This window comes from Acinetobacter sp. ANC 3781 (genome assembly GCF_004331285.1).
In the GTDB taxonomy this organism is placed as follows: Bacteria; Pseudomonadota; Gammaproteobacteria; order Pseudomonadales; family Moraxellaceae; genus Acinetobacter.
Window position 1 is genome coordinate 120,990 of sequence record NZ_SJOH01000005.1, and the last position, 26,084, is coordinate 147,073.

The 26,084-nt window shown below is 40.3% G+C and carries 29 protein-coding genes, 4 tRNA genes and 1 pseudogene; 17 read left to right on the forward strand and 17 right to left on the reverse strand.

From position 1 onward, the window contains the following. Positions 1 to 40 precede the first annotated feature (40 nt). Positions 41 to 310 (reverse strand): hypothetical protein, encoded by a 270-nt coding sequence (locus tag E0H89_RS05445; RefSeq protein ID WP_131215206.1) that lies wholly within the window; start codon positions 308 to 310, stop codon positions 41 to 43. A 398-nt stretch (positions 311 to 708) separates the two neighbouring features. On the opposite strand from E0H89_RS05445, the gene E0H89_RS05450 reads away from it, so the two are divergent. Beyond that, entirely contained in the window at positions 709 to 1,155 is a 447-nt protein-coding gene (locus E0H89_RS05450) for a hypothetical protein (protein ID WP_131215208.1), read from the forward strand. 95 nt (positions 1,156 to 1,250) lie between these two features. Here E0H89_RS05450 and E0H89_RS05455 read toward each other — a convergent pair whose 3' ends face one another. From E0H89_RS05455 to E0H89_RS05485, 7 genes are all read right to left on the reverse strand, one after another. Next, a complete protein-coding gene (locus E0H89_RS05455; protein WP_250697842.1) occupies positions 1,251 to 1,781 on the reverse strand; it encodes a hypothetical protein in 531 nt (176 codons plus the stop codon). A gap of 267 nt (positions 1,782 to 2,048) precedes the next feature. Beyond that, complete coding sequence (locus tag E0H89_RS05460; RefSeq protein ID WP_131215209.1) at positions 2,049 to 2,783, reverse strand: class I SAM-dependent methyltransferase; 735 nt, start codon at positions 2,781 to 2,783, stop codon at positions 2,049 to 2,051. Positions 2,784 to 2,810: 27 nt separating this feature from the next. Continuing rightward, positions 2,811 to 3,512, reverse strand: coding sequence for a hypothetical protein (locus E0H89_RS05465; protein ID WP_131215212.1), 702 nt, complete (start codon positions 3,510 to 3,512; stop codon positions 2,811 to 2,813). 17 nt (positions 3,513 to 3,529) lie between these two features. Further along, on the reverse strand, positions 3,530 to 3,979 hold the full coding sequence (locus tag E0H89_RS05470; protein ID WP_131215216.1) for a hypothetical protein: 450 nt from the start codon (positions 3,977 to 3,979) through the stop codon (positions 3,530 to 3,532). Positions 3,980 to 4,087: 108 nt separating this feature from the next. Beyond that, positions 4,088 to 4,163 (reverse strand) — tRNA-Phe (locus tag E0H89_RS05475). 132 nt (positions 4,164 to 4,295) lie between these two features. Next, a tRNA-Phe gene (locus E0H89_RS05480) sits at positions 4,296 to 4,371 on the reverse strand. 498 nt (positions 4,372 to 4,869) lie between these two features. Then, positions 4,870 to 5,247: an acetyl-CoA sensor PanZ family protein gene (locus E0H89_RS05485; RefSeq protein WP_131215219.1), complete on the reverse strand. Its 378-nt coding sequence runs from the start codon at positions 5,245 to 5,247 to the stop codon at positions 4,870 to 4,872. Between the two features lie 96 nt (positions 5,248 to 5,343). On the opposite strand from E0H89_RS05485, the gene hisB reads away from it, so the two are divergent. The 6 genes from hisB (at position 5,344) to E0H89_RS05515 (ending at position 9,808) form a co-directional block, all read left to right on the forward strand. Continuing rightward, positions 5,344 to 5,937: an imidazoleglycerol-phosphate dehydratase HisB gene (gene hisB, locus E0H89_RS05490; protein ID WP_131215223.1), complete on the forward strand. Its 594-nt coding sequence runs from the start codon at positions 5,344 to 5,346 to the stop codon at positions 5,935 to 5,937. Beyond that, complete coding sequence (gene hisH, locus E0H89_RS05495) at positions 5,937 to 6,554, forward strand: imidazole glycerol phosphate synthase subunit HisH (RefSeq protein WP_131215226.1); 618 nt, start codon at positions 5,937 to 5,939, stop codon at positions 6,552 to 6,554. Before hisB ends, hisH begins: the two co-directional genes overlap by 1 nt. A gap of 168 nt (positions 6,555 to 6,722) precedes the next feature. Continuing rightward, on the forward strand, positions 6,723 to 7,247 hold the full coding sequence (locus E0H89_RS05500; RefSeq protein ID WP_131215229.1) for a DUF805 domain-containing protein: 525 nt from the start codon (positions 6,723 to 6,725) through the stop codon (positions 7,245 to 7,247). A gap of 109 nt (positions 7,248 to 7,356) precedes the next feature. Beyond that, entirely contained in the window at positions 7,357 to 8,034 is a 678-nt protein-coding gene (locus E0H89_RS05505) for a 3'-5' exonuclease (RefSeq protein ID WP_131215232.1), read from the forward strand. A gap of 67 nt (positions 8,035 to 8,101) precedes the next feature. Beyond that, positions 8,102 to 8,833, forward strand: coding sequence for a 1-(5-phosphoribosyl)-5-[(5-phosphoribosylamino)methylideneamino]imidazole-4-carboxamide isomerase (gene hisA / locus E0H89_RS05510; RefSeq protein WP_131215235.1), 732 nt, complete (start codon positions 8,102 to 8,104; stop codon positions 8,831 to 8,833). Between the two features lie 72 nt (positions 8,834 to 8,905). Further along, the gene (locus E0H89_RS05515; protein WP_131215238.1) at positions 8,906 to 9,808 is read left to right on the forward strand and encodes a DMT family transporter; all 903 of its coding nucleotides are present in this window, start codon (positions 8,906 to 8,908) and stop codon (positions 9,806 to 9,808) included. A 150-nt stretch (positions 9,809 to 9,958) separates the two neighbouring features. Here the strand turns inward: E0H89_RS05515 and E0H89_RS05520 are convergent, their stop codons facing one another. From E0H89_RS05520 to E0H89_RS05530, 3 genes are read right to left on the reverse strand one after another with little or no spacing between them, the layout of a single operon-like run. Next, complete coding sequence (locus E0H89_RS05520; protein WP_131215241.1) at positions 9,959 to 10,351, reverse strand: DUF4870 family protein; 393 nt, start codon at positions 10,349 to 10,351, stop codon at positions 9,959 to 9,961. A 30-nt stretch (positions 10,352 to 10,381) separates the two neighbouring features. Continuing rightward, on the reverse strand, positions 10,382 to 11,005 hold the full coding sequence (locus E0H89_RS05525) for a DUF1294 domain-containing protein (protein WP_131215244.1): 624 nt from the start codon (positions 11,003 to 11,005) through the stop codon (positions 10,382 to 10,384). Between the two features lie 18 nt (positions 11,006 to 11,023). Further along, entirely contained in the window at positions 11,024 to 11,974 is a 951-nt protein-coding gene (locus tag E0H89_RS05530; RefSeq protein ID WP_131215247.1) for a homoserine kinase, read from the reverse strand. Positions 11,975 to 12,087: 113 nt separating this feature from the next. Between E0H89_RS05530 and hisF the strand changes: the two genes are divergently transcribed. After that, positions 12,088 to 12,846, forward strand: a complete 759-nt coding sequence (hisF, locus tag E0H89_RS05535; protein WP_131215250.1) for an imidazole glycerol phosphate synthase subunit HisF — start codon at positions 12,088 to 12,090, stop codon at positions 12,844 to 12,846. 154 nt (positions 12,847 to 13,000) lie between these two features. Next, the gene (locus tag E0H89_RS05540; protein ID WP_131215253.1) at positions 13,001 to 13,948 is read left to right on the forward strand and encodes an IS30 family transposase; all 948 of its coding nucleotides are present in this window, start codon (positions 13,001 to 13,003) and stop codon (positions 13,946 to 13,948) included. A 306-nt stretch (positions 13,949 to 14,254) separates the two neighbouring features. Here the strand turns inward: E0H89_RS05540 and E0H89_RS05545 are convergent, their stop codons facing one another. Then, a complete protein-coding gene (locus E0H89_RS05545; RefSeq protein WP_131215256.1) occupies positions 14,255 to 14,866 on the reverse strand; it encodes a sterol desaturase family protein in 612 nt (203 codons plus the stop codon). Between the two features lie 111 nt (positions 14,867 to 14,977). Here E0H89_RS05545 and E0H89_RS05550 point away from each other — a divergent pair, with 111 nt between their 5' ends. Together E0H89_RS05550 and E0H89_RS05555 are read left to right on the forward strand one after the other, a co-directional pair. Beyond that, positions 14,978 to 15,979, forward strand: coding sequence for an AraC family transcriptional regulator (locus E0H89_RS05550; protein ID WP_131215259.1), 1,002 nt, complete (start codon positions 14,978 to 14,980; stop codon positions 15,977 to 15,979). A gap of 60 nt (positions 15,980 to 16,039) precedes the next feature. Continuing rightward, positions 16,040 to 16,288: pseudogene (locus E0H89_RS05555) on the forward strand (MIP/aquaporin family protein); the annotation flags it as partial. 174 nt (positions 16,289 to 16,462) lie between these two features. On the opposite strand, the gene E0H89_RS05560 reads toward E0H89_RS05555, so the two are convergent. Both E0H89_RS05560 and E0H89_RS05565 read right to left on the reverse strand, forming a co-directional pair. Then, positions 16,463 to 16,708 (reverse strand): hypothetical protein, encoded by a 246-nt coding sequence (locus tag E0H89_RS05560; protein WP_131215265.1) that lies wholly within the window; start codon positions 16,706 to 16,708, stop codon positions 16,463 to 16,465. 69 nt (positions 16,709 to 16,777) lie between these two features. Next, positions 16,778 to 17,896, reverse strand: coding sequence for a DNA/RNA non-specific endonuclease (locus tag E0H89_RS05565; RefSeq protein ID WP_131215356.1), 1,119 nt, complete (start codon positions 17,894 to 17,896; stop codon positions 16,778 to 16,780). A 254-nt stretch (positions 17,897 to 18,150) separates the two neighbouring features. Here E0H89_RS05565 and E0H89_RS05570 point away from each other — a divergent pair, with 254 nt between their 5' ends. Further along, on the forward strand, positions 18,151 to 18,885 hold the full coding sequence (locus E0H89_RS05570) for a prolipoprotein diacylglyceryl transferase (protein WP_131215268.1): 735 nt from the start codon (positions 18,151 to 18,153) through the stop codon (positions 18,883 to 18,885). 83 nt (positions 18,886 to 18,968) lie between these two features. Here E0H89_RS05570 and E0H89_RS05575 read toward each other — a convergent pair whose 3' ends face one another. Then, complete coding sequence (locus tag E0H89_RS05575; RefSeq protein ID WP_131215272.1) at positions 18,969 to 20,849, reverse strand: potassium transporter Kup; 1,881 nt, start codon at positions 20,847 to 20,849, stop codon at positions 18,969 to 18,971. A 122-nt stretch (positions 20,850 to 20,971) separates the two neighbouring features. Here E0H89_RS05575 and E0H89_RS05580 point away from each other — a divergent pair. The 5 genes from E0H89_RS05580 (at position 20,972) to E0H89_RS05600 (ending at position 23,589) form a co-directional block, all read left to right on the forward strand. Further along, a tRNA-Ser gene (locus E0H89_RS05580) sits at positions 20,972 to 21,062 on the forward strand. Positions 21,063 to 21,335: 273 nt separating this feature from the next. Beyond that, a complete protein-coding gene (locus tag E0H89_RS05585; protein WP_131215275.1) occupies positions 21,336 to 21,446 on the forward strand; it encodes a hypothetical protein in 111 nt (36 codons plus the stop codon). A gap of 377 nt (positions 21,447 to 21,823) precedes the next feature. Continuing rightward, complete coding sequence (locus tag E0H89_RS05590; protein ID WP_447053754.1) at positions 21,824 to 22,882, forward strand: type II asparaginase; 1,059 nt, start codon at positions 21,824 to 21,826, stop codon at positions 22,880 to 22,882. Positions 22,883 to 23,149: 267 nt separating this feature from the next. Continuing rightward, entirely contained in the window at positions 23,150 to 23,377 is a 228-nt protein-coding gene (locus E0H89_RS05595; RefSeq protein ID WP_131215281.1) for a hypothetical protein, read from the forward strand. Between the two features lie 136 nt (positions 23,378 to 23,513). Next, positions 23,514 to 23,589, forward strand: a tRNA-Thr gene (locus tag E0H89_RS05600). An 85-nt stretch (positions 23,590 to 23,674) separates the two neighbouring features. Here the strand turns inward: E0H89_RS05600 and E0H89_RS05605 are convergent. Both E0H89_RS05605 and E0H89_RS05610 read right to left on the reverse strand, forming a co-directional pair. Then, a complete protein-coding gene (locus E0H89_RS05605; RefSeq protein WP_131215285.1) occupies positions 23,675 to 24,502 on the reverse strand; it encodes an SAM-dependent methyltransferase in 828 nt (275 codons plus the stop codon). Positions 24,503 to 24,505: 3 nt separating this feature from the next. After that, complete coding sequence (locus tag E0H89_RS05610; RefSeq protein ID WP_131215288.1) at positions 24,506 to 25,804, reverse strand: FAD-dependent oxidoreductase; 1,299 nt, start codon at positions 25,802 to 25,804, stop codon at positions 24,506 to 24,508. Positions 25,805 to 26,084: the final 280 nt, after the last annotated feature.

Below are 26,084 nucleotides of genomic sequence, written 5' to 3' on the forward strand. Positions count from 1 at the left end.
ACGGTTTTTAAAAAAGAGAAGCAATAAAACTCCAGTTTTACTACACCAGTTGTTCGCGTAACCACGCCATATATTTTTCTCGGTCCATAAAATCAGGCGAATTGCCTGTGTCCAGACTGAAATATTGCTGATTGAACTGAATCACAATCTGTTCAGTATGATGCCAGCCTTCAATCAGCTGGAAATACTGGTTGAAGAAAGACCGGCTCTTGCTCCAATTGTTCAGGCTTTCCAGTTTCGGATATTTTTTATTTTCAACAAACTCACTGTATAGATGCTGAATATCATCAAAAACATGTAGGGTTTTCATGACTCACCTGCCTAGATTTCATGTTGTGATCTTTGCGACCGTTTTAATCTAGCAACAGAGTTTGAATAACAAATGACAGTCTTATTGCAAAGCTATGATGTTTGAAAAGATGAGATGCTTTTATTCAACTGCATAATAGTTTTGCCGGAAAAAAACCAAGAAAATTTAATCATTACACTCATCAGAAAATATCAATTTTTATATCATCAAACCGAGATAAAACTAAACACTCAAAAGCAATGTAACCCATCCGCAACATCATGTTATCACTTTGTAATTTTGGTTGAATAATCACGCAACCAAAACAATTGCCAAGTCTCCTGTAACCAAACGAATCCACAGAAGGAATAGTATTCACAACGCATTATTTTCAAAACATTTTCTATAGAGTGATGACTATGAATACGATTAAAACGACGATGGCGATTGCTTTAGTTACTGTAACCACTTCTGCTATGGCGACTACCACTGTAGAAGCAACTCCCACTGCTAAAATTGCTGCATTAAAAGCACAAGTAAAAGCAGAAACCACCCCAACTGCAACAACAGTTAAAGACGCTGCTGTAGCTAAAACCGTAGCGACTAAAGATGCTGCAGTGGCAAACACTGTAGCAGCTAAAGATGCGACTGTTGCTAAAGCAACTGAAGCAAAAGATGCTGTAGTAGAAAAAACTGCTGAAGTGAAAGATGCAACTGCTGCTCAAGTAACTGAAGCAAAAGACGCGACTGTTGAAAAAACTGCTGAAGTAAAAGAAGTGACTGCTGAAAAAGCAGATGCTGCTAAAGCTGAAGTAAAAGCTGAGAAAAAAGGTTTCTTCTCTTGGTTTAAAAAATCTGCAGCTTAATTTGCTTTAACGCATGTTAGCTCTAAAAAAGGATGCTTTTGAGCATCCTTTTTCTTTCTACAAAAAACATTTATTTTTCTATCAATATTTTAAAACTAGCGCATACCATTATTTTGAATAGATTCTTGCTGTTGTTGTAACTGTCTGATAGCTTGATTTTGCGGAGTATTTTCCAAAATACCCAAAGAAATTTGCTCTCGAGCAATTTGTACATTGGTTGCGTTACGGTCTATACCAAAAGGTTCAAGGATAATATACAAGCCCTCTCTTGGATCAGAAGACTGCAAACCTCGTGCAACCGCCAGAACATATTGCTGCTGTTCCAATGGCAAACTGTTTATATCGGGTATTGGTCCATCAGGCACAAGATCTATGGTCGCTAAAATAGTCGGATTAACAACAAAGTTTTGAGTGTCCAGTTGTATTTGCATAATCCGATGCTGCAAGGCTCTCACTTCTTGCGGATCTTGTTGATATTGAATTATGCCTGTAGTTTCAGCTCTTAATTCCGGTTCTGCCATCATTCTTAAAACAGGCATTTCAGCAGTATCAGCAAAAGTAGAGGAAATTGAAAAACTTCCAGCAATCGCTACTATTACACAGGACAAATTCTTTAGGAGATTCATGGCAGTTTTACTCAAATAAATAAAAGTAAACAAACACCCTTCAACAGCCATTATTCTATAATAAACGCTCTATTTGACAGCCTTTGCTCAGATAAGCGGTTTGGTAAAAACCATAATTTTTATCTAAAAATTACTTAATTAAGAATCTTTATATACTTAATATTTTTAATAAAAAACAGAATATTTATTCGATTAAAATATAAAAATCATATTTTTATCTTCGCTTGATCACATTAACATCACGATATAAAGCAAGCAGCTAAATCTTTATTTTTCCGCCGTTCCCACACGTAATAAGATAGGAAATGTTACATCTAAATTGTCTGGTGCAGTTTGTAAAACCTCTGAAATCCGCTGTAGCGGCTCATGATCATTTTTATCCAGATAATGCTTCAGCGCTGACCAAGTTTTTAAATAGCTCAACAATTGCTGCGGTGACCATTGATATTGTAAACGCAGTTCCGGAACAGCCTGTTCATTAAAAGGAAATGGAATAGTCTGATATAGCTCATCAATATAACGGCGCTCAGCATCCCAATAGCCGTTTAGCGTTTCAAAGTACAGCTGTTGAACCAGGCTATTAATCGCAGCATCCTGTACCTCAATTAAACCATAACCAATGGCAGCAAAAACCCCTTGTGGTTTAAGCACCCGTTTAACTTCTTTATAAAATGCATCAAAGTCAAACCAGTGAATGGCTTGAGCCACCGTGATCAAGTCAATGGAGTTGGCTGCAATACTGGTCTGCTCGGCTGCTTGCACCTGATAGCTGACATTTTCAAAATAAGGCGCTTGCTGCAACTGTGCTTCGCTAATATCGGTTGCCATCACATGATTGAAATACGGAGCTAATAATTGGGTAAATTGTCCAGACCCAGCACCACAGTCCCATGCAAAATTTCGTTCCGGAACATGCTTTAAAATTTCTTTCACAATTTGGATGGAATAATTCGGGCGGGCTTGTTTGTAGTAAAGACTATTGCTGGAAAAGAGGTCTTTCATTAAACCATTCTCAAAATATTTGTTAATTTAATCAATCACCTGGTCAATTTTAAAACGGGTCTGGGCAATTGGATTAAGCTGATCATTCAACTGATAATATTTAACATCATAAGTTCCGACTTTCCAGCCCTTCACTGGATTAAAACTGACCCAGTTCTGTTCCCGAGTGGCACTGACCCGCTGTGGCATAAAAAACAGCACTTCACCTGTAGACTGGTTGCTCCAGCGCACAAAGACCTGCTCGTTATTAGGTACTTTTCCCAAAGTATCAAAATGGGCAAATAACTGTTGTCCGGCATAAATCTGCCTAGGCAACACATCTCCTACTGAATATTGTTGTTCTGTCGTCACTGTGGCCTTCCCTGCCAAAACTTCATTCGGATCATTTTCTGAATCGACAAATTCACTGACCAGACGTTTGGCAAACGCGTGTTTATTTTGAATATCGGATAAGTCATAGCCCGGAAAGGATTGCTCAAGATACTTATTGATCTGTTCAGTGGTCGCGCTATCTATGACTAGATTGACCTGTGTTTTCTGATTTTTTAGCTGCTGTTGTAAGACAAGACCTTCTTCAGGCTGAGTCTGTCCTTTGGGTTGGATATGCTGAATAAAATTTTCTACAGCAATAACCTGATTATGCTCAGGAACATGCTGTTCAGACTCAGGCTTGGATGAAGCCACCCAATAACCCAATCCAAAGCAGAGAATGCCAATAATGAACGGCATAAAAAATTTCATGGTTTTTAATTACAAGCGATGGTTTCAGTCAGGTTTCCGACATTGATACTTAAACTTCCCCTCGGAAATAATGTGCCTGCACTGACTTGCAGTCTGGTGAAATTGGTTCCGGACAGCAGTCTTAATCCTTCTGAAGTACAGATTCCCGTCTGGGTATTATTGGTGAGTCTTAACACGCAGCCATTCGCTGTTACTCTATGCGTATTAACCACTGGCTGAGTACATACCTGGGTAATCACTGGTGAAGATGAAGACTGTACGTCACATGCGGAACAATCCTGACTCGCACCGCCACAAGCATTGGCTGCTCTTTCACTGCGACAAATATAGGTTTGTGAACCAAAAGTAAAAGTTTTTTCAAAAGAAGAGTTAAAGTTATCTCCGATTCCACTGCCACCACAGGCTGTCAGCAGGAAAGAAAGTAAAGTTAATATTGAACATCCGATTGTTTTCATTTTTTTATGCTCGAATTGTTATTGACGTTATTTTATACGAAAAAAGTTCAGCTGAAAAAAACGCTGACAAAAAAAAACCTCAAACATAATTTGAGGTTTTTTCGTATATGGTGGCGAGACCCAGGATCGAACTGGGGACACACGGATTTTCAATCCGTTGCTCTACCTACTGAGCTATCACGCCGATGCGGTGTATTAAGCCGTATCTGGCATCAATAGTCAATATAATTCATGACATTTTTATTTGATCGAATATTTTTTGCCCAAAAAAAATCCCTGATGGGATCAGGGATTGAAATCTTGATGATTTTGAATATGGTGGCGAGACCCAGGATCGAACTGGGGACACACGGATTTTCAATCCGTTGCTCTACCTACTGAGCTATCACGCCGATGTCGCGTATTAAACAGTCTAAGTGTTTTTCAGTCAAGCAGGTTTTATGCTTTTTTAAACAAACGTTTATTTTTACAGCAAATCTCAAGTTGTTTGATTATTTTTTATTTAAAACTTCATTCACTATTTCAACCAAAGCTATGTTTAAGCATAAAAAACAGTTTCAAGGCTTAATGCTGATCAGTTAAAAGGATTTTAATAAACTTCTTAGCTTTTGGTCATTAACAACGAAATCTTATTTTTTTAGATCAAATACTTGGAGCTCGAATGTTTTTTTGTTTCGTCGAAAGAACCAAAAGCATTTGTCACCCGCAAAACTCGTCCACTATCACCGTGGAGCGAATTTATCGCATAAACAGCAACTTTTTTAATCTTGTGCTACCTCAAACAATTGCGGATGACGTTTACGTGTATCAAATAACATGATGAATTCACAATAAAAAAAATGCCAGTCAATTTCTTAACTGACTGGCATTTTTTTATAATCTATTCAAACTTAAATTTTTTCCAGATGCGCCAGACAACGATGAATGGCGCCACAGCCCGGTTCAAACGTCTTCACGCCCTTTTCTTCTTCCATACGGCAGACTTCGCTCACCAGTCGTTCCGCAACGCCGCGTCCACGGTTAGCCGGATGAACCACAATATTTTCTAGGATCTTGCTTTCCCCTTGTCCAGTGCACCAAATCGCCCCAATCAACTTAGTATTAAATTCTGCTGTGTAAACTAAGGTATACTGAGCCAAGTTTTGCTCTAGTTGTTCAATGGCATCCTGCCCATCTCCAAATTCCGGGCTAGTGTCATACAGTCGCTCAAGCTGGCTGCGCACTTCGTCATTTTCTAGTGAAGTATAAGCATGTACGGTAATAGGCATTGATTAACCCTCCTGAGCAATCTAATATGCGATGATTTCGTCATCGCGAAAAAACATTTTACATCATCATTTTTAACGTTTTTGAGGAACGTGTCTATGACGCAACGTATCAGTGAAGTGGTAAGAAACACTAACGAAACCAAAATCCGAGTTCGTGTGAATCTTGATGGTACGGGTCAGGGCACCCTCAACACAGGTGTTCCATTTTTAGATCATATGATTGATCAAATCAAGCGACATGGCTTGTTCGATATCGATATTCACTGTGATGGTGACCTGGATATCGATGACCATCATACTGTCGAGGATTGTGGTATCACACTCGGTCAGGCTTTCGCCCAGGCGTTGGGTGATAAAAAAGGCTTACGACGTTATGGTCATTTTTATGCACCACTGGATGAAGCTTTAAGCCGTGTGGTGGTCGATTTATCCGGTCGCCCTGGCTTATGGATGGATATTCCATTCACTCGCGCCCGTATTGGTACCTTTGATGTTGATCTATTCTCTGAATTTTTTCAAGGCTTTGTGAATCATGCGTTAATGACATTGCACATTGACAACCTGAAAGGCAAAAACAGTCATCACCAGATCGAATGTACATTTAAAGCCTTTGCACGCGCGCTGCGTATGGCCTGTGAAATTGATCCACGTGCTGAAAATACTGTCGCTTCAACCAAAGGGACTTTATAATGACCCGTATTGCCCTTCTTGACTATGGCATGGGAAATTTACACTCTGCAGCCAAAGCCCTGGAACATGTGGGCGCAACTGTCGATGTGACCAATGACCCTAAATTAATTGCCCAGGCCGATAAGATTGTATTCCCCGGTGTCGGTGCAATGCGTGACTGTATGCAAGGCATGCATGAAGCGGGTATTGATGAAGTGGTACGCCATGCGGTATTCAACAAACCAGTTTTGGCGATCTGTGTCGGTATGCAGGCTTTGATGCAGCACTCTGAAGAAAATGGCGGTGCAGATGCACTGGGTATTTTTGAAGGCGAAGTAAAGCACTTCCCGGAAATGGCGGGCTTAAAAGTTCCCCATATGGGCTGGAACCAGGTTCATCAGGCAGACCCAAGCCATCCAATGTGGAAAGACATTGAACAGGATGCGCGTTTCTATTTTGTGCATAGTTTCTATGTTGAACCGAAAGATGCTTCCCTGGCTGCCGCGACCTGTGACTACGGCTTAGAGTTCTGCACGGCATTGCATAAAGAAAACCTGTTTGCCACCCAGTTCCATCCAGAAAAAAGCCATACCGCAGGTTTACAGTTACTGAAAAACTTTGTGGAATGGAACATCTAAAACTAGAATTTTAGACGCTTAGATCAACATTTTAAAAGCTCAACCCTGGTTGGGCTTTTTTTATTTTGGGATCCGAGTTTAAAAATTCCTCTTTGAACTTATATTAAAATTGATTATTATTTGACTAAATATTAAATATATCCATTTAAAAAATATAGGAAAATAATAATGAGCAATATTAGTAATGACTCAGCATTGAATGCTGATGGACGATTTGGTCGATTATCTTATTTGGGCTGGAACGGGCTGCTATTGTTCGTTGTGATGACTTTGGGCATTCTTAGCGCCGTTCTGCTCCCTGGTTTTGTGCCAGAACCCAGCCAAGGCATGCCACTTTTCCCCATGTTGCTGTTAGGCATTGTGTATATTGCGATGATTTACTTTTCTTTTATTTTTGCGATTCGTCGCCTGCATGACCTGAATAAAAGTGGCTGGTTATCTTTACTGATGTTGATCCCATTGGTCAATTTAGGTTTAGCCGTGTATTTAACTTTTGCAAAAGGTGATGAACATGAAAACCAGTTTGGTCTACCACGTATAACAAAAACCTGGGAGAAAGTTTTAGCATGGTTCTATGTGCTGATTTTTCCACTTGGTATTCTCACTGCTATTGCAGTCCCTGCCTATCAAGATTATGTGCAACGTGCACAAGTGGCACAAATGGAAATACCACAAACTGTGCAAAACCATTAACCGTTGCCTCTATACATACCTAGAGCCTGTAATTATGCAGGCTTTATTTTTGCCTAAACTCGGAAAAGCGATTAAGCTGAATTTAAAATAAATTATTATATTGATCATTATGGAAGAACCTCTGCTTCAAACGCTACCCAGCAAAGAACAAATTCAGGAATTGCCTTTATTTCAGAATCTTCCCATGCAACAGATTCATCTCATTAATAGCATTGAGCAATGTCTTGCCCTCGAACAAGAACTGAAAAGCTGTGCATTACTGGGTTTCGATACCGAATCCAAACCGACCTTTGCCAAAGGTGAAGTGTCAACAGGGCCGCATCTGATTCAATTGGCCAGTCACGATACAGCTTATTTATTTCAAATCAACCCTCAAATATTAGAATTTCTAAAACCTGTTTTTGAGAATCGAGATCAAGTTAAAGTGGGTTTCGGCTTAAAAAATGATGCCCATCTTTTTCGCAAAAAAGGCATTGAGCTGAATAGCGTGATTGAACTGTCGAAATGCTTTTCCGCCTTTGGCTTTTCTAATCCTATGGGGCTAAAAAATGCCATGGCACTTTTATTTCAAGTGAATTTTCCCAAAAGTAAAAAAATCAGTACCTCGAACTGGGCACGTAAAATACTGACACCCCATCAAATTCAATACGCGGCTGCCGATGCTTATGCACCGGTACTGGTGTTTGAAGAATTGCTGGGTTTAGGCTTACTGCCTAAACCCATCCCCAACACTTCATTAAAATTAGGTATTAGACCGGATAAAATAAAAGCTGAAACTGAGGCTTAGAGATTTAACAATATTTTGCTAAGATGACAAACAATAACTTTAACGAGATTAAGCAAGGAGCGAAAGCATGCTGATCATCCCTGCAATTGACCTGAAAGATGGCAAATGTGTCCGTTTAAAACAAGGCCGTATGGAAGATGATACCGTATTTTCTGACGACCCCGTCGCAACTGCACAGCATTGGGTAAATGAAGGCGCGCGCCGCTTACATTTGGTTGATTTAAATGGTGCTTTTGCCGGGACGCCTATCCATAAACCTGTAGTTGAAGCAATTGCTAAAGCACAGCCTGAACTTCCAATTCAAATTGGTGGCGGTATTCGTTCGCTTGAAACCATTGAACATTACTTGGATGCAGGCGTATCTTTTGTCATTATCGGGACTAAAGCGGTTCAAGACCCAGCTTTCGTCGAAGAAGCATGCAAGAAATTTGCAGGCCGCATTATTGTCGGAATTGATGCGATGAATGGCATGGTCGCTACCGATGGCTGGGCAAATGTCACTGACGTAAAAGCGACTGATCTTGCTAAACGTTTTGCAGATGCGGGTGTATCGAGCATTGTCTATACTGACATCGCACGTGATGGCATGATGCAAGGTGTTAACATCGAACAGACTGTAAACTTAGCGACTTATTCAGGTTTGCCAGTGATTGCGTCTGGCGGTGTAACCAACCTAGATGACGTTCGTAACTTAAAAGGCCAACCGGGTATTTTAGGTGCGATTACCGGCCGTGCAATCTATGAAGGCACACTGAACCTTCGTGAAGCGCAATCACTTTGGGATGATCAATCCATTTAATATGGGTTCCACATCCTTAAAGGAGGTCTTCGGACCTCTTTTTTATTTCAATCAAGTCATCCCTGTATAGACATGTTAAACGTTCCTTCATGGTTTAAAACCAAAGCCCCGCAACTGGCCTTAATTATGATTACCATGATTTGGGGTGGGTCATTTCTTACCGTGCAATATGGTTTAAATTTTGCCAGTCCCATGTTTTTTGTCGGCTGTCGTTTTATTACAGCCATGCTTTTTGTTAGCTTGTTTTCCTGGAAAGATTTAAGCGGTATTAATCTGAAAGAAATTGCTGCCGGTGCCTTAATAGGCTTATTGATCGCGATTGGCTATGGCACCCAGACCATTGGGCTACAAAGTATCAGTAGCAGTGAATCAGCTTTTCTAACCGCGCTGTATGTGCCCTTAGTGCCGCTTCTGTTGTGGCTATTGTTTCGTAAAACGCCACCATTTATGACTTGGTGTGGTGCAGGGCTGGCTTTTCTCGGTCTCATATTTTTGACCGGCAATGGCTTTGGGCACGTACAACTGAGCTTTGGGCAAATTATTACTATTCTGGGTTCAATCGCCATCGCCCTTGAAATTATCCTGATTGGTTTTTTTGCCGGTAAAGTCAATGTACGCCGCGTAACGGTGATTCAGCTCGGCTTTGCGTCTGTTTTTGCTTTTTGCATGATGCCTGTGACGGGTGAAGCGTGGAATCCATCATTTTCTTGGCCACTGATGATCATTCTCTGTGGACTAGGCTTGGCCAGTGCAGCCATTCAATTGGTGATGAACTGGGCACAGCGTGAAGTTGATCCTTCACAAGCTGCTATTATCTATTCAGGTGAACCGGTCTGGGCTGCCCTGATTGGACGACTGGCTGGTGAACGCTTACCCATGCTTGCCATTTTGGGTGGTGCATTGGTGGTGATGGGTGTGATTTTGAGTGAATGGAAGCCGAGGTTTTTGAAGAAAAATAAAGAGCTGGCTCGCTAATTTACTCTTTTTATTAGTTAAATTACTGAGATGAAAATTGATCAAATTTAACGAAAGTTATTGAATAAACCCACTTAGACAAAATTATTCTTTACCTTAAAAAAATAAATAAAAAAGCAGCTCCAAGCTGCCTTTTATGATCAATCATTATTATTGATACATCGGTTGATTATCATTTAAACGAATAATACCGCGGATAGCCCGATAGACAATCCAGATCCAGGAAATACCCATCACCGTAACACAGAACGTGGTTGCGATAAGTGCAACACCCGCAAAAAGATCGGTATTCTCACCGGTAAAAAACAAGAAAAAGAACGGAATAAAAGCAATAATGTTCCAGAATAAATACCACCAAAAGGTGCGAATTTGCCAAGTAAAATGACTTTCGAAAATAGAGCCGCGTACATCGTTACGTTTGGCATAGTTAATAATTAAGGCAATAATTGCCAGTAAACCAGCTGAAAAAATAGCAATAATATAAAGTACATAAAGAATTAAAGTCAGAGTACGATTAGAGTCTTTATCTATAGAATAATTCATTGTTATACCTTTTAAAGTCATTGTTCTCTTTTAAATTTTAAGGATATTTAAAGGAGAAATTAGCCATAAAATCAAAAGAATGTTTAAGGCTATGGTACAAAAATAAATCTTTCTAAAGGGTTGTTTTTGTGTTTTATGGCGCAATTTTTCCTGTGCAAGCCATGCTGTAGGCCAGCCTCCAAGAAAGGATAAAATATGTAAAGTCTGTTCAGGTACACGGCGCTTGCCCATTAATGCTGCCTCTTTATCTTGCGCATACATCCAATAGGTCATGGCATTAATGATGCTGATAAATAACAGCACCATTCCACTTAATAAGCCCGCTATTGTGAAAACAGCCAAAGCTAAAATATAACCTACACAGGCAATTTGCATCGGTTTTAATTTTTGTGCTTGTTCATTGACGTTTTTCGGTTTTGGCAATATTTTTTGTGTTTGTGATGCTTTGAGATACATGACCTGTTGCGCACGGAAACGCCCTTCGCCATCCAGTAATACCGTATATTCCAGGGCACAACCGACAATAGGACGTGGACCTTGACGGGCAAAATCCTTAATATGTAAAAACACGCGATCTTTCGAGGTATCATTCGGTTGAATGAAACCATAGCCTTTTTCATCAAACCATTCGACTAATCGCCCCTGATCGCGCATTTTTATTTCCTATTTATTTTAAGCAGTCACAAATTTTAGTCTTTCTACAAGCATATTACGCATCTCTTGTGGATTTTTCTGCAAAATATCATCGCCAGTACGTCCCTGTTGTGCATTTTTTTGTGCCACTTGTAAACGCATCAACCAAAATCGAGCTGCTGCCTTCGCCAGATAGATCTCTAAACAGGCTTTTTCATCAGTCGTTAATGGACGTATCGTTTCATACGCTTCTAAGAACGCTTGTGCTTTAACTTCATTTAAATGTACATCTGGATATTCGGTACAGAAGTCATTTAAAGTAATAGCGATATCAAACAGGAACTCATCTTCATTCAGTTCGTAAAAATCCAGAATACCTTTTAATTCGTTGCCTTCAAATAGGGTATTGTCACGAAATAAGTCTGAATGAATAAAGCCTTTTGGACGGTTAGGATAGACCGCCGTTAAAGCATCATGCAAGCCCAAAACTTCACTCAATAAAATAGCATCTGCAGGATTTAAAGTCGGTTTTAATTCTTTAGCGACTTGTAACCAATAATCATGATTACGATATTCTGCCCGTTCTAAAGGAAAATCTTGTAATGCAATATGCATTTTTGCCTGCGCAATAGCAATCGCTTGTGCTTGTTCCACAGTCGATGGCATGGGGTGTTGGCCCATCATGCGTGGCGCAATTTGGGCAGGCTTATTTTTTAAAGTATGAATGGCTTTACCTTCATAATTTAATGGCACTGGCACCGCTAGACCATGTTTACCCAAATGCTCAAGTACAGGAACCAGCTCCCCTGCACCTTGCTCATCCATCTCTTCAAATATAGTCAGTACATACTGGGTAGCATTTTCACAGACTAAAAAATAATTCGTATTTTGAATACCTCCTTGAATGGGAATCAGGTCAATCACCTCTAATCCATAAGGTGCTGCAAAAGCCTGAACTTCCTGTAAAGTCAAAGGGGTATAAACCGACATAGAAAACCTGCAAAAAAACTTACATAATTTTGATAGAATACCTGCTCCAACTGCCAAGGTGTAGCACCTTCGTGGCGAAGTTTCATAATCGGCTGTTATTTTTGGAAAAAATTATGCTTGCTAAACGTATTATTCCTTGCCTTGACGTAGATAATGGTCGAGTAGTGAAAGGTGTGCAATTCCTTGATATTCGTGATGCAGGCGATCCGGTTGAAGTGGCACGTCGCTATAATGAACAAGGTGCCGATGAAATTACCTTCCTAGACATTACTGCCACCTCGAGCGGTCGTGACACCACTTACCGTACAGTTGAACGTATGGCAGAAAGCGTATTCGTTCCATTAACCGTAGGTGGCGGGGTACGTAAAGTTGAAGATATTCGATTATTGCTGAATGCCGGTGCAGATAAAGTCAGCATCAACTCGGCTGCAGTCTTTAATCCGGAATTTGTACAAGAAGCATCGCAACGCTTTGGCGCACAGTGTATTGTGGTCGCGATTGACGCGAAAAAAACTGCTGATCATAAATGGGAAATTTTCACTCATGGCGGCCGTAAACCGACTGGGATTGATGCCATTGAATGGGCAGTGAGAATGGCCGAATACGGTGCGGGTGAACTGCTGATTACTTCGATGGATGCAGACGGTACCAAAGCCGGTTATGATCTTAAGTTAATGCGTCAAATCAATAATCGCGTGAATATTCCAACTATTGCTTCAGGTGGAGTGGGCTGTTTACAACATTTAGCAGATGGGATCTTGCAAGGCGGAGCAGATGCGGTTTTGGCAGCCTCTATTTTCCATTTTGGTCAACACACCATTCCCGAAGCAAAACAATATCTGGCAGCTCAAGGCATTGAAATGCGTCTTTAATTTTTTGATGTGATCAAGCTTAAAAGGGTGTTTTAATAACACTCTTTTTTTATTTCTTGGATTCTCAAATGAAGTGCAACAGAGATTAAATTATTGGAAGGAAGCAAGATGAGCTAGCATTTTGCTTCCGACCGACCAAAGTCAAAGTTGCATCATGAACTATACTCATCTTACTCAAGAAGAAAGATATCAGATTTCTACATTGTTACGTGAAGGTTTTTCTAAACGTTATATCGCCTGGAGGCTAAATCGCTCACCCTCAACCATTTCCAGAGAAATAGCACGCAATCGAGCAAGGAATGGTTATTTCGCTAAACATGCCAATAAGTTAGCTCGCAGACGGCATTGCCCTAATCCTAAAAGAATCTCTTATGATACTTGGGTACAGGTCATTGCTTATCTTGATCTCCAGTGGAGTCCCGAACAGATTGCTTCTCATGTTTCAGTCAGTCTGCATTCCATATACAGGTTTATACAGCAGGATAAAAGCAAAGGTGGTGTGCTCTTCCACAACTTACGTTTCAGAAATCAAAGGAAGAGAAAATATGGCTCTATTGAGACTCGTGGCCAACTGACAAACCGCAAAAGTATCCACGATAGACCTGCTGAGATTGAGCAGCGCTCTCGCTTCGGTGATTTGGAAATAGATACGATTGTTGGCAAGAACCACCAACAATCCCTGGTTTCAATTGTAGATCGGAAGACAGGTTATCTTTGGCTGAAAAAGTGCAGCACGCGAAAGGCTGAGGAAGTTTGCCAAGCTACGATCAGATTATTGAAACCCATCAAAGCACATCTAAAAACAATTACCGCGGACAATGGGAAGGAGTTCAGCCTGCATGAGTATACTGCTCAGGAATTAGATGTCGACTGGTGTTTCGCTGATCCCTATAGTGCATGGCAGCGAGGAACAAATGAAAATACCAATGGATTGATCAGACAATATATTAGAAAAGGCAGTGACTTGAATGACTATACGGATGCATATATTGCAGAAATTACTCAACGATTGAATCATCGTCCAAGAAAAAGACTCGGCTTTAAAAGTCCGAGTCAGGTATTATGGCAACAACATGGTGTTGCACTTCAAATGCTAATCTAAGTTTTAATAAAGCAATAACAAAATTTGAGATAAAAAAAAGGAGTCTTTAAGACTCCCTATAAATCAAGAAAACTACAGCGCGATTTCTTGAAACGTAAAACAAAAAACATATCTATTTGCCGTCAAGTTATCTTACCACTTAACGATGCGGCAAATATAGAGTAAAAAATAAACGAAATATTGACTATCCATGCCGAAAATATTGACAATTTACGACATACCTTAAGAAAGACCGTCTATAGCGTATTTTTAGCTCAAAAGCTCAGTGTAATTCGTTGGCATTAAAATCTCATAAGATAAATTCCTTTATAGCTTCATTGATTCTTCAGGTAACCTTTCTACCCATTTTGCTGGAAAGTAACTATCTGCGACAAAATTCAATAGCTTGGAAATAGACTGGGGTAATGTGATACCTAATGGATTCTGTTCTTGCAAATTTTGGGATGAAATTACCCGGGTTCCCAGCAAATAATCAAACCAAGGCTTGGTCACACACCAGTTCGCATCCTGATTTGAGTTCATATGATGATCATAATGCCAGGGGATTTTTTTCATTGCCCAATCCGACTCTAAATGGGCACGTCGATGAATATAATAATAGTTGCAGGCGCTATACACCGCAGCCAGAGCCATGCCTTTAGAGACAGGATAAAACATTAAGCTGGTGCTGGTCGCTACCACTGCCAGAGAAACGATTTCATTTTTCGTACGCCAATTTGAAATGCCTTCAACATAGCCATGGTCGTAAAAATCCGTTTTTCGGACTTCACGATGATGCTCCCAATGCGATTTCATACTGTCAGGTACGGGACTATAACGCGGCTTTCCACTTCGATGAGTACCGTGCAAAATATATTTATGAGCGACCCATTCAAAGCCATTGGCCACCACCAATCCAACCAGAAAACCTTTCCACATATTTATTTTCTCCTCATCCTGTGTTGAATATAGGCAATGAACTGTGCTAAATATTGACCCTAAAATAAAACTTCATTGACAAATTACGACAACAAAAAGATCACGATTACGATGCAGCAATCAAAAGACTATACAGGCTCGGTATACGGTGGACTCGGGCATTTACTTTATGCTTATAGTCAAGCTAAGGGTCTCGCTATTTCTGAAAAACTGGAACGGGTTCAAAATCTTGAACGTTTTGACTTCAGTCTTTGGCGCGAGTTACTGACAGATATAGAACAACAGGTCCAAATTGCGACCTTGGGTCTGGACATTGCCGAACATATGCAACCCAAGCATCTCGGAATTATTGCTTACATTGCGTTGTCTTGTAACACCTTAGGCGAAGCTTTATATCGTTATCATGATTTTCATCGTTTGGTTTATGATGGCAGTAGCTTACATGTCAATATGCTTGGAGATTATTTGGCGATTGGCTGGGGAGAAATCCCTGTTCATTTGACCACTCAAGTCACTCATGAAATTGCTATCGCATTAATGCTGCAGTTTGTTAAACACTTTATGGATTTTGAAGACATACATTTACATGAGGTTCATTTTGTCCATCCGGTTCCAAAAAATATCGCGTTGTATGAGCAGTATTTCCATTGTAAAGTCCGCTTTTCTCAACCCACTGCTCAGATTATTATTCCACTTCAAGAACTGGCCAAACCCTTTCCTCAAGGCGATCAAACCTTACAACATTTACTGATGCAGCAAGCACATGCTTTACTTGATAAGCTCCCCAACTCCACTCAGCTTGATCATCGTCTGCAAAGGGCTATCTTGACCGGTCTTCAAAAAAACCGCTATCAAATCAAACCGATTGCTGAACAATTAGGCATGTCTGTACGCCAGTTGCAACGCCATTTACACCAGCAAGGTGCCACTTACCAGCAGCGTATGCAAGAAGTCCGACATCTGTTGGCCGAACAATATTTAAAAGATCCGCACCTAAGCCTCCAAGAAATTGCTTTATTGCTGAGCTATTCTGAACAAAGTGCCTTCCAACGTGCCTTTAAACAGTGGACGGGCTATACCCCCCAACAATGGCGACAACAGCAATACTCATAAACTCTGATTCCTTGTATTATTTATCGAGTCGTTATTTATCTAGTCATTGATGCCACCTGAGCAGCACTCTTTTTATATGTGATTATACAGGGTCAAGTAGGCACAGGCGGTTTTGCCAATAATAGATTTGCCGAGTTATCTGCGGGTAAATACTGTATGACTTCGGCTTTAATTATTAAGATTGTAATAGCTGCCATATTTATAATTGTGATTAGGGTCGCGACTGACCAACCTGCACCTGCGCGTCTTGCACCTGTTGCCACCAGTCTGGCTTTAACCCTGATTCATTTAATCAGTATTCCAATCACCCTCCTCGATAAAATCGGCACATAAGCTTTGATGTTGCTTAAGTTGCGAATGACCTTTCCAAGTATCAAAGAATGAATTCAAAGTTAAAAACTCCTATCAATTGTCAACCAATTGATATTACAGCTCTGATCAGCTTTTTTACGTTCCATGTGGAACATAATATTTTAATGGTTTTTATAGAAATGGATTTTCAATTTCCTGTTCATCTTGACGATCAATTTTTTCAGGCAAATTGTCCTCATTTTCCAAAGCACTGACTACAGCATTTAAAAAGGCCTGTAAGGCTTTAGCAGCCTGCAAACCGGCCTGATCTTTAGTCAGCTGCAAGTTACCATAAATACTGACGCAATCTTCTTGGTTTTCTAAAGTGAGGTCGTGAATAGCATGCGATTCGCTACCATTTTCAAAAGGCTTGAACATTATCTTCTCACTGATCTTTGTTGTTATTTAAAAAGTAGCATGATTACCTCCATCCTACTTAAAAAAGGCTTATTTCAACAACTGTAAAATGTACTGTAAAAGTCCTTCGATCAATTGCTTAACAATCGTCTCTTGCGTATTTGGATCGATCGTCGGAGCTGCATTCTTGTTTTCACCCGATTGCGTCGTCGCCGCCTTTGAAGATGAACTTACAGAGGAAGATTTAAACTGTTTCTGCAAAGTGCTAAGCGCATCTGAACTGACCTCCTCGGCACATTGGCTTTCTGCATCCCAATATGAATAAGCAATTTTCTGAGTCGCTTTGACCGCACTTGCCCTTAATGGCAAATTGTAAGTATTACGCTTTTGGTCTTCTGTTAGCTGAGGGAAAATATTAATTCCCGTGAGATCTTCCAATGCACATATGCTGATCACCTGAACTTTTGGCGCAGTATTTTTCAGGGTGTTGTCGGCATAGTACACCCCTGCAGCCCCTGTTTTTGGCATATAGATGGCTTTGTAGGTCGCTGTTGGAACAATTACACCCTTACCAATGGTTTTAAGTTTTTTAGCAGCAAATACGGGGCCGGTCACCACGTAAACATCCTGCTTCTGCTTGGTCACAATCGCACGCGTGGCTTCTTCTAACTCACGCCAGACCTGCTGATTATTTTTTGGTGCTTGCGGCACCATATTGGCTAACGAAAAACTGTCATTCTGCGCAGCTTTATTCGGCATGTCGGCATTTGGCGCCATGTGTCCACGATCGTAACCCGATGCTTTATAGTCCGACAAGGTCGCCTGATGTTCTACTTTGACTTTGGATTCTTCATGAAAACTATCTTCACGTGGAATTTTTTGACTTAATCGTTGCGGAGTCAAAGCTTCCGCAACCCACAAAGGTGTTTTAGACACCCCTGAATACATCACATTGAAACCATTAAAGCACAAGGGATAAGTATTTTTATGAAGACTTTCTTTTGTCAAATAAGGGGGAATATCACGATAAAACTGGTCTAAACACGCTGAGTTTGATGAAGATGGTAATGAAACAAATTGCTGAATCTTTTCTTGTCCAAAGGCAATCGCAAAACTACTGGTCGCGACTAAGCCCAAAATAATTTTTAAACTATTTTGATTTAAAAGCTGCACCCAAGATTTACTGGTTTTACGTTTCTTAATTGCCATTTTCAGATAAACACTCATTTTCCTTGAGCTTAACAAGCAGGGAAAATGAAGTATATGTAGCGAAAGCTGTTTGTTTAACATTTAAACAAAACATGATTAACAAAAGCGCAGTTGTTGTAACAGTATGTCTAATTTTATAAAGCTTTTATAAAGACTCTTAATGGCTTTACGTATGTTTGATTGAAAAACCGATCCTAACTATGACAAGGTGAAAAGATGCAAGATTCGGAATTTTTATTTCTACGGAGTATTATATGCATTCGAAGCTTTTAGGTTTAAGTCTCGTTACAGGACTAATGAGTGCAACTGCATTCGCAGAACCCGCAATTCAACCTGGCGATTCTTTAGAAAGTTTATCTAAAGTTAAAGTGACTACTACCGTGAATGGTCAAGTTGGTTCGATTCAAGATTTGGTGACAAGTGGTCAAATCCGTATTGTCGATGCAGGTCAAGTCGCTACTGCACCCGCTGACGCGGGATCTGAGACCCAAAAGGTACAAACCAATTCAGCTGTAGATGTAAATGCACCTCAAGCTACGGATATAAATACAACAGCACAAGCCGTTGAAGCATTATCAGAGCAAACGAACAGTCCTGCCCTCGAGCAAACTGCCCAAGCTGCATCAGAAAATGTTGATCCGCAACCCAATGCGGAATTAGCTGCGCAGCAAGCTGAACAAGTCATGGATCAGGAAACCGCTGCACAGGCACCCGTAAATGAAACCAATGAAAATATTGCTGCAGCACCTATGACTTCATCGTCTCCTGATGCACCAGTAAATGCTGCGGATATGTCACAAACTGATGTAACCAATGAAGCTGTCGCTGCGGCACCAGTGAATACTGCTGAAACAAATGAAGCTTTCGCAGCTGCACCTGAAACTGCACAGCCTCAGGATGCGGTACAGGCTGCACCAGAAGCTGGTATTAATGATGCGCCTGTGAATGCATCTCCAGAAGCTCCCGCTCTAGAACAAACAGAGAACTAATCATTCTCTTTTCAGGCTTTATCCTCCAAATAAAAAACCAAGGATTTTCCACCTTGGTTTTTTATTATCTGATGTTGACCAAACTATATTTCGATTTGACTACCCAGCTCGACTACACGATTGGGTGGGATTTGATAAAAATCACTCACTGGACTGGTATTGCGTTGCATCGAAATAAACAGTTTTTCACGCCAAGGAGACAAACCTTCTCCAACCGTATGAATCAGTCGGTCACGCGAAATAAAGAAGCTTATTTGCATCATGTCGAAGTCAAAACCTAACTGTTGATAGGCCTGTTCCAGTGCTTCTGGAATATTGGGCTGATCTTTAAAACCGTAATACAGAGAAATACGATAGAAACGATTGTCCAGTTTTTCGACTTTGGTTCGCTCCTCCTGTGCTACATAAGGAATATCACGGGTCACTACCGTCACCATAATATTCATCTCATGCAGTACCTTGTTATGCTTGATATTATGCAACATGGCATGCGGCACGATATTCGGTGTGCCGGTTAGAAAGACCGCTGAACCGGGAACAAATTGAGTTTCCGCGCTCATACTAATACTTTTAATAAACAGATCTATCGGTAAGGCATCCTTTTCTAAACGTGCCAGTACGATTTCTCGTCCCGCTTTCCAGGTCATTAAAAGGGTATACACCGCAGCGCCGATCAGAATTGGCACCCATCCTCCAGAAATAATTTTTAATGAGGTAGAGGCCACAAAAACGAAATCGATCAATAAGAATGGTACCGCAAATAACAAAACTTTCCAGACCGGCCAACGCCAAAAACCGTAGGCCAGAAACGAAATTAAAATCGTACCGCAGAGCATGGTCATAGTGACCGCTACACCATAAGCACTGGCTAAACTGGCACTACTTTCAAACAGTAAAATCAGGATAACCACCGAAATGAATAACACCCAGTTAATGAACGGCAAATAGATTTGGCCTTGCTCAACATCCGAAGTGTGATGGACGGTTAAGCGCGGCAAATAACGCAGCTGAATCGCCTGATTGGTCATGGAGAATACACCGGTAATCACCGCCTGTGAGGCAATGACTGCCGCAGCAGTCGCCAAACCAATCATGGGAAATAAAGCCCAATCAGGAACCAGCATATAGAATGGATTGGCAATTGCATTTGGGTTACGTAGCAATAGTGCCCCCTGTCCTGCATAGTTAAACAGTAGACAAGGCAAGACGATAATGAACCAAGCCAGACGTATCGGTAAGCGACCAAAATGTCCCATATCGGCATATAAAGCTTCACCACCAGTTATGGTCAGAATGACTGCACCCATGGTGAGAAAAGCCACATAGGGTTGATGGACAATAAAGTTAAAGGCCCAATGTGGACTCACCATGGTCAATACAAATGGCGTTTGGATAATACTCCATACCCCGAGTGCACCAATGGATAAAAACCAAGCCATGGTTAGTGGACCAAAAAATTTTCCCATGGTGGCGGTGCCATGCCGCTGTACCAGAAACAATCCAGCCAAAATACCAATCGCTAGAGGCATTAACCACTGGTTAAACATCGGTGTCGCGATACTCAAACCTTCAATGGCTGACAGGACAGAAATTGCCGGGGTAATAATGCCGTCACCAAAAAAAAGTGATGCACCAATAAATCCCAAGGCAATCAGGTAAATCTTTTTGTTCTCGGCAATACGTGATGTCCGAAGGTTCAATGCCAATAACGACATAATCCCGCCTTCACCATTATTGTCTGCACGCATAATAATGGTGACATATTTGAAACTAATCGTCAGCATCATGCACCAGAAGATCAGCGACAAAATGCCAAGGACTGATGCTTCGCTAATAGCGAGATGTGCGGTGAGGAAACATTGCCGAAGCGCATACAGTGGGCTGGTGCCAATGTCTCCGAATACAACCCCAAGCGCTGCGAGGGTAATCACAGGCAAGGCGGCTTTCTTTGCAGTACTTTGCATATTTTGTCTTCGTTTTTAGACACTATTTTTTCGCCATCATATCACCGAGATAAAACTTTTGCTTTAAATCAATTGTTTCAACTTGGCAGAGGCGTTTTTTTTCGTTATTATCGCGGCGCAATGGTGAAGTGTCCGAGTGGCTGAAGGAGCACGCCTGGAAAGTGTGTAAACGTTTATAGCGTTTCGAGGGTTCGAATCCCTCTTTCACCGCCAAATTCGAAGGAACTGCACTCCAAAGCAGTAAAGAAAGGCTTAATTCTAAAGGGATTAAGCCTTTTTTATTGTCTATAACCCCACATTTAATCTGTCTAAACTAGCGTATCGCTCTAGATAAGTTTCAACCGCAGCTTCTCGACGATTGCGTTAAGAGTGTTTTTATAATCAAAAAAAAACGAAATGGGTCTATTTAAAAGCAGCCGAGCAGACCACTTTTCCTAAACAAATGGGATAATATGATCTAACTTAGGCCGAATCTTGGGGATTAATATGAGTTTTTTAAAAAAGAAAAATAAAGCGAGCTTTGTATTCTTTATCATTACACTTTACTCATTTATTGGATTCGGTTTGGGGTATGTTATTTGGGAATATTTTTTATAAATTCTTAATTATTCTAATATTTATTCCTGCTAAAACGCCCTGTACCCAGATATAAATCTTTTTATTTGGGTGGAGGCGCTACATTAAAATCAAAGGGTAGTTTAGTCTTATGGGTATCTTCACTTAGATACTTACTATCCCCTCTTTGTTAGAATTTACCTCCATCTCGTTCATATCATTGTTTTATCAATATAAAAATAACCTATTTAGCATTTTACTGTCGTTTATTCAGCCTATATAAAAATCATCAGTTGTTATATTTCTCATTATGAAATGCATATTTTAAATTAGGTATAGGCAAATCTAGTGTCTTTATATTACGTTATAAGTGGTACAAAAAATGATTGGATTGTACAGAACGTTTATAAGGAAAAATGATGAAAAAAACACTTACCGCCCTTTCTTTGAGCCTCGGTTTATTACTACCCTTTTCAACTTTTGCTAAAAATAATGTCGTGGTGGTCGCCACAGGCGGTACGATTGCAGGTGCAGGTGCCAGTTCCACCAATAGTGCAACCTATACCGCAGCCAAAGTACCTGTGGACGACTTACTTAAAGCTGTTCCTCAAATTCAGAACCTTGCAAATGTTACCGGTGTACAGGCACTTCAAGTTGCTTCGGAAAGCATTACAGACAAAGAACTTTTAACCATTGCACGTAAAGTCAATGAATTGGTGAAAAATCCAGATGTAAATGGCGTTGTGATCACGCATGGCACCGACACCCTAGAAGAAACAGCTTATTTTTTAAGCTTGACCGTTCATACGGATAAACCCATTGTAGTCGTGGGTTCTATGCGCCCACCTTCAGCATTATCCGCGGATGGGCCTTTAAATTTATATAGTGCTGTGGCGCTAGCTGCTGCCGACAATGCCAAAGCTAAAGGCGTTTTTGTGCTCATGAATGATGATATTTTTGCAGCACGTGATGTGACCAAAAGTATTAATATTCATACCAATGGCTTTACTAGTCAGTGGGGGGCATTAGGTACCCTGGTCGAAGGTAAAACCTATTGGTTTAGAAATGTGGCGAAACGTTTTAATAATGCCTCTGAATTCAATATTGAAAATATTAAAGGTGATACGTTACCTCTAGTTCAAATTGTCTATGGTTCTGGCAATATGATTCCCGATGCATATACAGCGTATGCAAAAGCTGGGGCAAAAGCCATTATTCATGCAGGTACAGGCAATGGCTCAGTGGCAAAAAATATTGTGCCAACTTTAAATGAGCTACAAAAACAAGGCGTGCAAATTATCCGTTCCTCACGTGTGCCACAAGGCTTTGTTTTAAGAAATGCAGAACAGCCCGATGATCAATATAACTGGGTGGTGGCGCATGACTTAAATCCACAGAAAGCAAAACTACTGGCAGCCCTTGCGCTTACCAAAACCCGAGATGCAAAAGAAATTCAGCGCATGTTTTGGGAATATTAATATTTAGATAAACTGAAGAAAGTATCCCTAGATACTTTCTTCATTCATGAAGTTAAAAGTCGTCATCTGTGGATTTAAAATTTAAAATAACGGCGCACATTTTGAAAATAAATTTAGACCTTCACTCCAGTATTACAAGACTCCATAAAAACTCAAAAAAATATCATCAAGCTGCAATATTCTGCTGATAATAATCATATTACAGAACCTTAGATCGAAGCCTAAAAGCTCATTCAACATATCAAAAACTGCTATTCGGGAGTAAGCATGAATACCAGCGATAACTATGTAAAACAGATCAAGAATGCGAAACGTGGTGGTTATACCCCAACCATTGCCAAAGACATGAATAAACATAAAATTCAGAAAGCTATACGTTTAATAGAACAATGGAGAAAGCTTGCAGATGAACTGAAGCCACAAATGCAAATAGACATGGCTTTAACATTAGAAGAATGCGCACAAGACTTAGCCCAGATCCTGAGGCCCAAATAAGCATTTTTATCTTTTAAATTCTTTTTGACTTACCCACCTTTGCGGTGGGTAATTTTTTTATCTTAAAGCTGGTAAATCAATCGTTCATTTTTTGGCTTGCGTTTTCAGCAAAATTCGCTATTATTCATCCCACGTTGCCGGCATAGCTCAGTTGGTAGAGCAACTGACTTGTAATCAGTAGGTCCACAGTTCGAATCCGTGTGCCGGCACCATTTTATACTTAGCCTCGCTTTTTAGTGAGGCTTTGTTGTTTTTGGGACTCATCTTTTTTCAAAATATTTAACCCATCATTATTTATTATTTTTTCGCGCTGATTTGCACGTACTTGACCACACCCTCTGCATACAGCTTGCGACATAACTTTGCTGTCATACGAATTTTAAATGCATCCAAATCTGTAGTCTGTGGCGATAATTGCTGCAAGGTGTGAAAATAATTTGCAAAACCCTGCAAAACGCCTTTAGATAAATCACGAATTTCAATCTCTGCAAACTCATAGCTCTGCAAGGTTTGCTTCAAGACTAATTCCGTCATTAAATGATTTAAATTGACATCTGCTGCTTTTAATAACCACTGATACTTTTTTTTCTGGAATGAATTTAAATCTAGCCATTTTTCAGACCACATTAAATAATGAAAACCCAATCTGCCCTTTGAATTTAAAACACTCCCCGCTGAATCGAGAAATAAATTCAAATTTGAGTGATAGGCTGCATCGATACACAGCACCACATCAAATCCAGTTTGGAACTGAACCTGTTTTAAATTTAAAAAAGATTGTTGATGAATCGCAGGAAGTTCAGGAAGAAGTTTTTGAATTTGAATCACACAACTGGATTGTAATTCCACGGCTTCAATATTTTGAACATGGTATTGCTGTTGCCAATGAACCAGACTTGCACCCTGTCCACAGCCTAAATCGAGCAATCTGTCCTTTGAAGTTAAATGGACTGCTTGCGCCAACTGATCTGCCAATTGACGACAAGCCTCTGGATAGAATGATGTTGCATCATTCCAATAACCTAAATTACTCCAAGCAAGTTCAGCATTATCTCCCAACTGTTTTGCGTTTATCGCATACTTATGTTGTAAAAATTGCTGCTGAACCGTTTGAAGCCATTTCATCTATTAGTAGCCGAGTTGTGGGGCAACCTCAACTTTAGGTTGTAATCCTACAAACGGCAATGGGGCATTAAAAATTTCCGCAATATTCATTGCTGAAGTCACTGCCGATTCTAAAAGTGGCAAACCATCACAAGACCAAGAACCGCAATAGAACACTTTACGGTTGAGATCTTTATGACGTTGTTGCAGCTCTTTATTTAAAGCCACTGTTTGTGAGTCCACTACAGCACGATTTAACGTAACGCTGGAAATGACTTTCTTAGGATCAATGTCAGTCACCGGCTGCCAGGTTTGGAACACTGGATTTTTACCAACCAGACTCGGCTCAACCGAATTCAACCATACCGTGAACTGTTGACGGGTAAATTTACGATCCATCATATAACTGAGTACCGCCCAATCTTTACGTTTGGGTGGCATTACGCTTTGATCGGTGTGAATCACCAATTGACCCTGTTCAAATTTGAATTTCTTTAACAGCGCAATATCAGCTGCAAATTGTTCATTATTTAAGAAGGTTTCAATTTTATTGGTCGGTGTGGCCACAATCACACGGTCAAAAATGCGCTGCTCACCTAGTGCATTTTCAATCAAAACACCATTGTCTTGTTCTTTAACTTGAGTAATGGCAGAACTATTATGAATTTCAATGCCTTCAATCAGCTTGTTTACCAATGCCGGAGTGCCGCCCTGAATACGCAGTAAAGCATCGCCATCGGTCAATTGACGCAAGAAGGTCAATAAAGGTTTTGCAGGCCATTCGCCAATAGTTTTTGGATTACAGGTACAAATGGTATAGAGCACTGGCATCACTGCGCCATGCCAGAATACTTCTTCAATATCATTATTATTTATAAATTCAGCCAGGGTAATATCCTGATTCTTTGATTTGAAGAATCGAGTGATAGCTGCTTTCAGTTGCAGCATGCCTTTGACCAGGCGCCAACCGTATTGCTGAAGTCCTTTACGGTTGTTAATAATCGGGAAATTACCAATACGGCTACGAGTAGTGGTTAACCATGTTTCAGTACGGTCTTCAAACAACCAGCTGCATGCCATATAGGTACGCACAGGGAAAGTGGGTATACCCAAATAGGTCGCCAGACTCAGGGTATTTTTCCACAAATGAGGATTCATTACACGCAAGGGTGCATCAATTAAGCCGCCTTCAAATTCAATGCTATGGCTATCCATACCACGTCCAGGCAATGCTTCAAAAATAGTTATGCTATGCCCTGCATCTTTAAGAATTCTGGCGGTAGCTAGCCCAGCCATGCCACTACCAATAACTGCAATATCCAAAATTATTATCCGTCAGTTACATATAAGATTCTTGAAATTATGAACCAAGCGAGATTAAAAGGCGGTATTAAAATATTCCAGAATATGTTTTTTTAACAAAAGTCCTCATCAGGGATATCAGCAAGATTTTTACATTTACTTACATAGAAAAAACCCCAAATAAATATAATAAAGTTTTAAAATTTATTAAGATAAATTTTAAAACATGTTAAAAAAAGCATATATATATTAACCAATATTATAACGATCGTTTTACAAAAGCCTAAAATATCACTATCAT

Excerpts from the sequence above, each read along its gene's own strand:
- E0H89_RS05445 (WP_131215206.1), bottom strand. The coding sequence starts at position 310 with ATGAAAACCCTACATGTTTTTGATGATATTCAGCATCTATACAGTGAG.
- E0H89_RS05450 (WP_131215208.1), top strand. The coding sequence starts at position 709 with ATGAATACGATTAAAACGACGATGGCGATTGCTTTAGTTACTGTAACC.
- E0H89_RS05455 (WP_250697842.1), bottom strand. The coding sequence starts at position 1,781 with ATGAATCTCCTAAAGAATTTGTCCTGTGTAATAGTAGCGATTGCTGGA.
- E0H89_RS05460 (WP_131215209.1), bottom strand. The coding sequence starts at position 2,783 with ATGAAAGACCTCTTTTCCAGCAATAGTCTTTACTACAAACAAGCCCGC.
- E0H89_RS05465 (WP_131215212.1), bottom strand. The coding sequence starts at position 3,512 with ATGCCGTTCATTATTGGCATTCTCTGCTTTGGATTGGGTTATTGGGTG.
- E0H89_RS05470 (WP_131215216.1), bottom strand. The coding sequence starts at position 3,979 with ATGAAAACAATCGGATGTTCAATATTAACTTTACTTTCTTTCCTGCTG.
- E0H89_RS05485 (WP_131215219.1), bottom strand. The coding sequence starts at position 5,247 with ATGCCTATTACCGTACATGCTTATACTTCACTAGAAAATGACGAAGTG.
- hisB (WP_131215223.1), top strand. The coding sequence starts at position 5,344 with ATGACGCAACGTATCAGTGAAGTGGTAAGAAACACTAACGAAACCAAA.
- hisH (WP_131215226.1), top strand. The coding sequence starts at position 5,937 with ATGACCCGTATTGCCCTTCTTGACTATGGCATGGGAAATTTACACTCT.
- E0H89_RS05500 (WP_131215229.1), top strand. The coding sequence starts at position 6,723 with ATGAGCAATATTAGTAATGACTCAGCATTGAATGCTGATGGACGATTT.
- E0H89_RS05505 (WP_131215232.1), top strand. The coding sequence starts at position 7,357 with ATGGAAGAACCTCTGCTTCAAACGCTACCCAGCAAAGAACAAATTCAG.
- hisA (WP_131215235.1), top strand. The coding sequence starts at position 8,102 with ATGCTGATCATCCCTGCAATTGACCTGAAAGATGGCAAATGTGTCCGT.
- E0H89_RS05515 (WP_131215238.1), top strand. The coding sequence starts at position 8,906 with ATGTTAAACGTTCCTTCATGGTTTAAAACCAAAGCCCCGCAACTGGCC.
- E0H89_RS05520 (WP_131215241.1), bottom strand. The coding sequence starts at position 10,351 with ATGAATTATTCTATAGATAAAGACTCTAATCGTACTCTGACTTTAATT.
- E0H89_RS05525 (WP_131215244.1), bottom strand. The coding sequence starts at position 11,005 with ATGCGCGATCAGGGGCGATTAGTCGAATGGTTTGATGAAAAAGGCTAT.
- E0H89_RS05530 (WP_131215247.1), bottom strand. The coding sequence starts at position 11,974 with ATGTCGGTTTATACCCCTTTGACTTTACAGGAAGTTCAGGCTTTTGCA.
- hisF (WP_131215250.1), top strand. The coding sequence starts at position 12,088 with ATGCTTGCTAAACGTATTATTCCTTGCCTTGACGTAGATAATGGTCGA.
- E0H89_RS05540 (WP_131215253.1), top strand. The coding sequence starts at position 13,001 with ATGAACTATACTCATCTTACTCAAGAAGAAAGATATCAGATTTCTACA.
- E0H89_RS05545 (WP_131215256.1), bottom strand. The coding sequence starts at position 14,866 with ATGTGGAAAGGTTTTCTGGTTGGATTGGTGGTGGCCAATGGCTTTGAA.
- E0H89_RS05550 (WP_131215259.1), top strand. The coding sequence starts at position 14,978 with ATGCAGCAATCAAAAGACTATACAGGCTCGGTATACGGTGGACTCGGG.
- E0H89_RS05560 (WP_131215265.1), bottom strand. The coding sequence starts at position 16,708 with ATGTTCAAGCCTTTTGAAAATGGTAGCGAATCGCATGCTATTCACGAC.
- E0H89_RS05565 (WP_131215356.1), bottom strand. The coding sequence starts at position 17,896 with ATGGCAATTAAGAAACGTAAAACCAGTAAATCTTGGGTGCAGCTTTTA.
- E0H89_RS05570 (WP_131215268.1), top strand. The coding sequence starts at position 18,151 with ATGCATTCGAAGCTTTTAGGTTTAAGTCTCGTTACAGGACTAATGAGT.
- E0H89_RS05575 (WP_131215272.1), bottom strand. The coding sequence starts at position 20,849 with ATGCAAAGTACTGCAAAGAAAGCCGCCTTGCCTGTGATTACCCTCGCA.
- E0H89_RS05585 (WP_131215275.1), top strand. The coding sequence starts at position 21,336 with ATGAGTTTTTTAAAAAAGAAAAATAAAGCGAGCTTTGTATTCTTTATC.
- E0H89_RS05590 (WP_447053754.1), top strand. The coding sequence starts at position 21,824 with ATGAAAAAAACACTTACCGCCCTTTCTTTGAGCCTCGGTTTATTACTA.
- E0H89_RS05595 (WP_131215281.1), top strand. The coding sequence starts at position 23,150 with ATGAATACCAGCGATAACTATGTAAAACAGATCAAGAATGCGAAACGT.
- E0H89_RS05605 (WP_131215285.1), bottom strand. The coding sequence starts at position 24,502 with ATGAAATGGCTTCAAACGGTTCAGCAGCAATTTTTACAACATAAGTAT.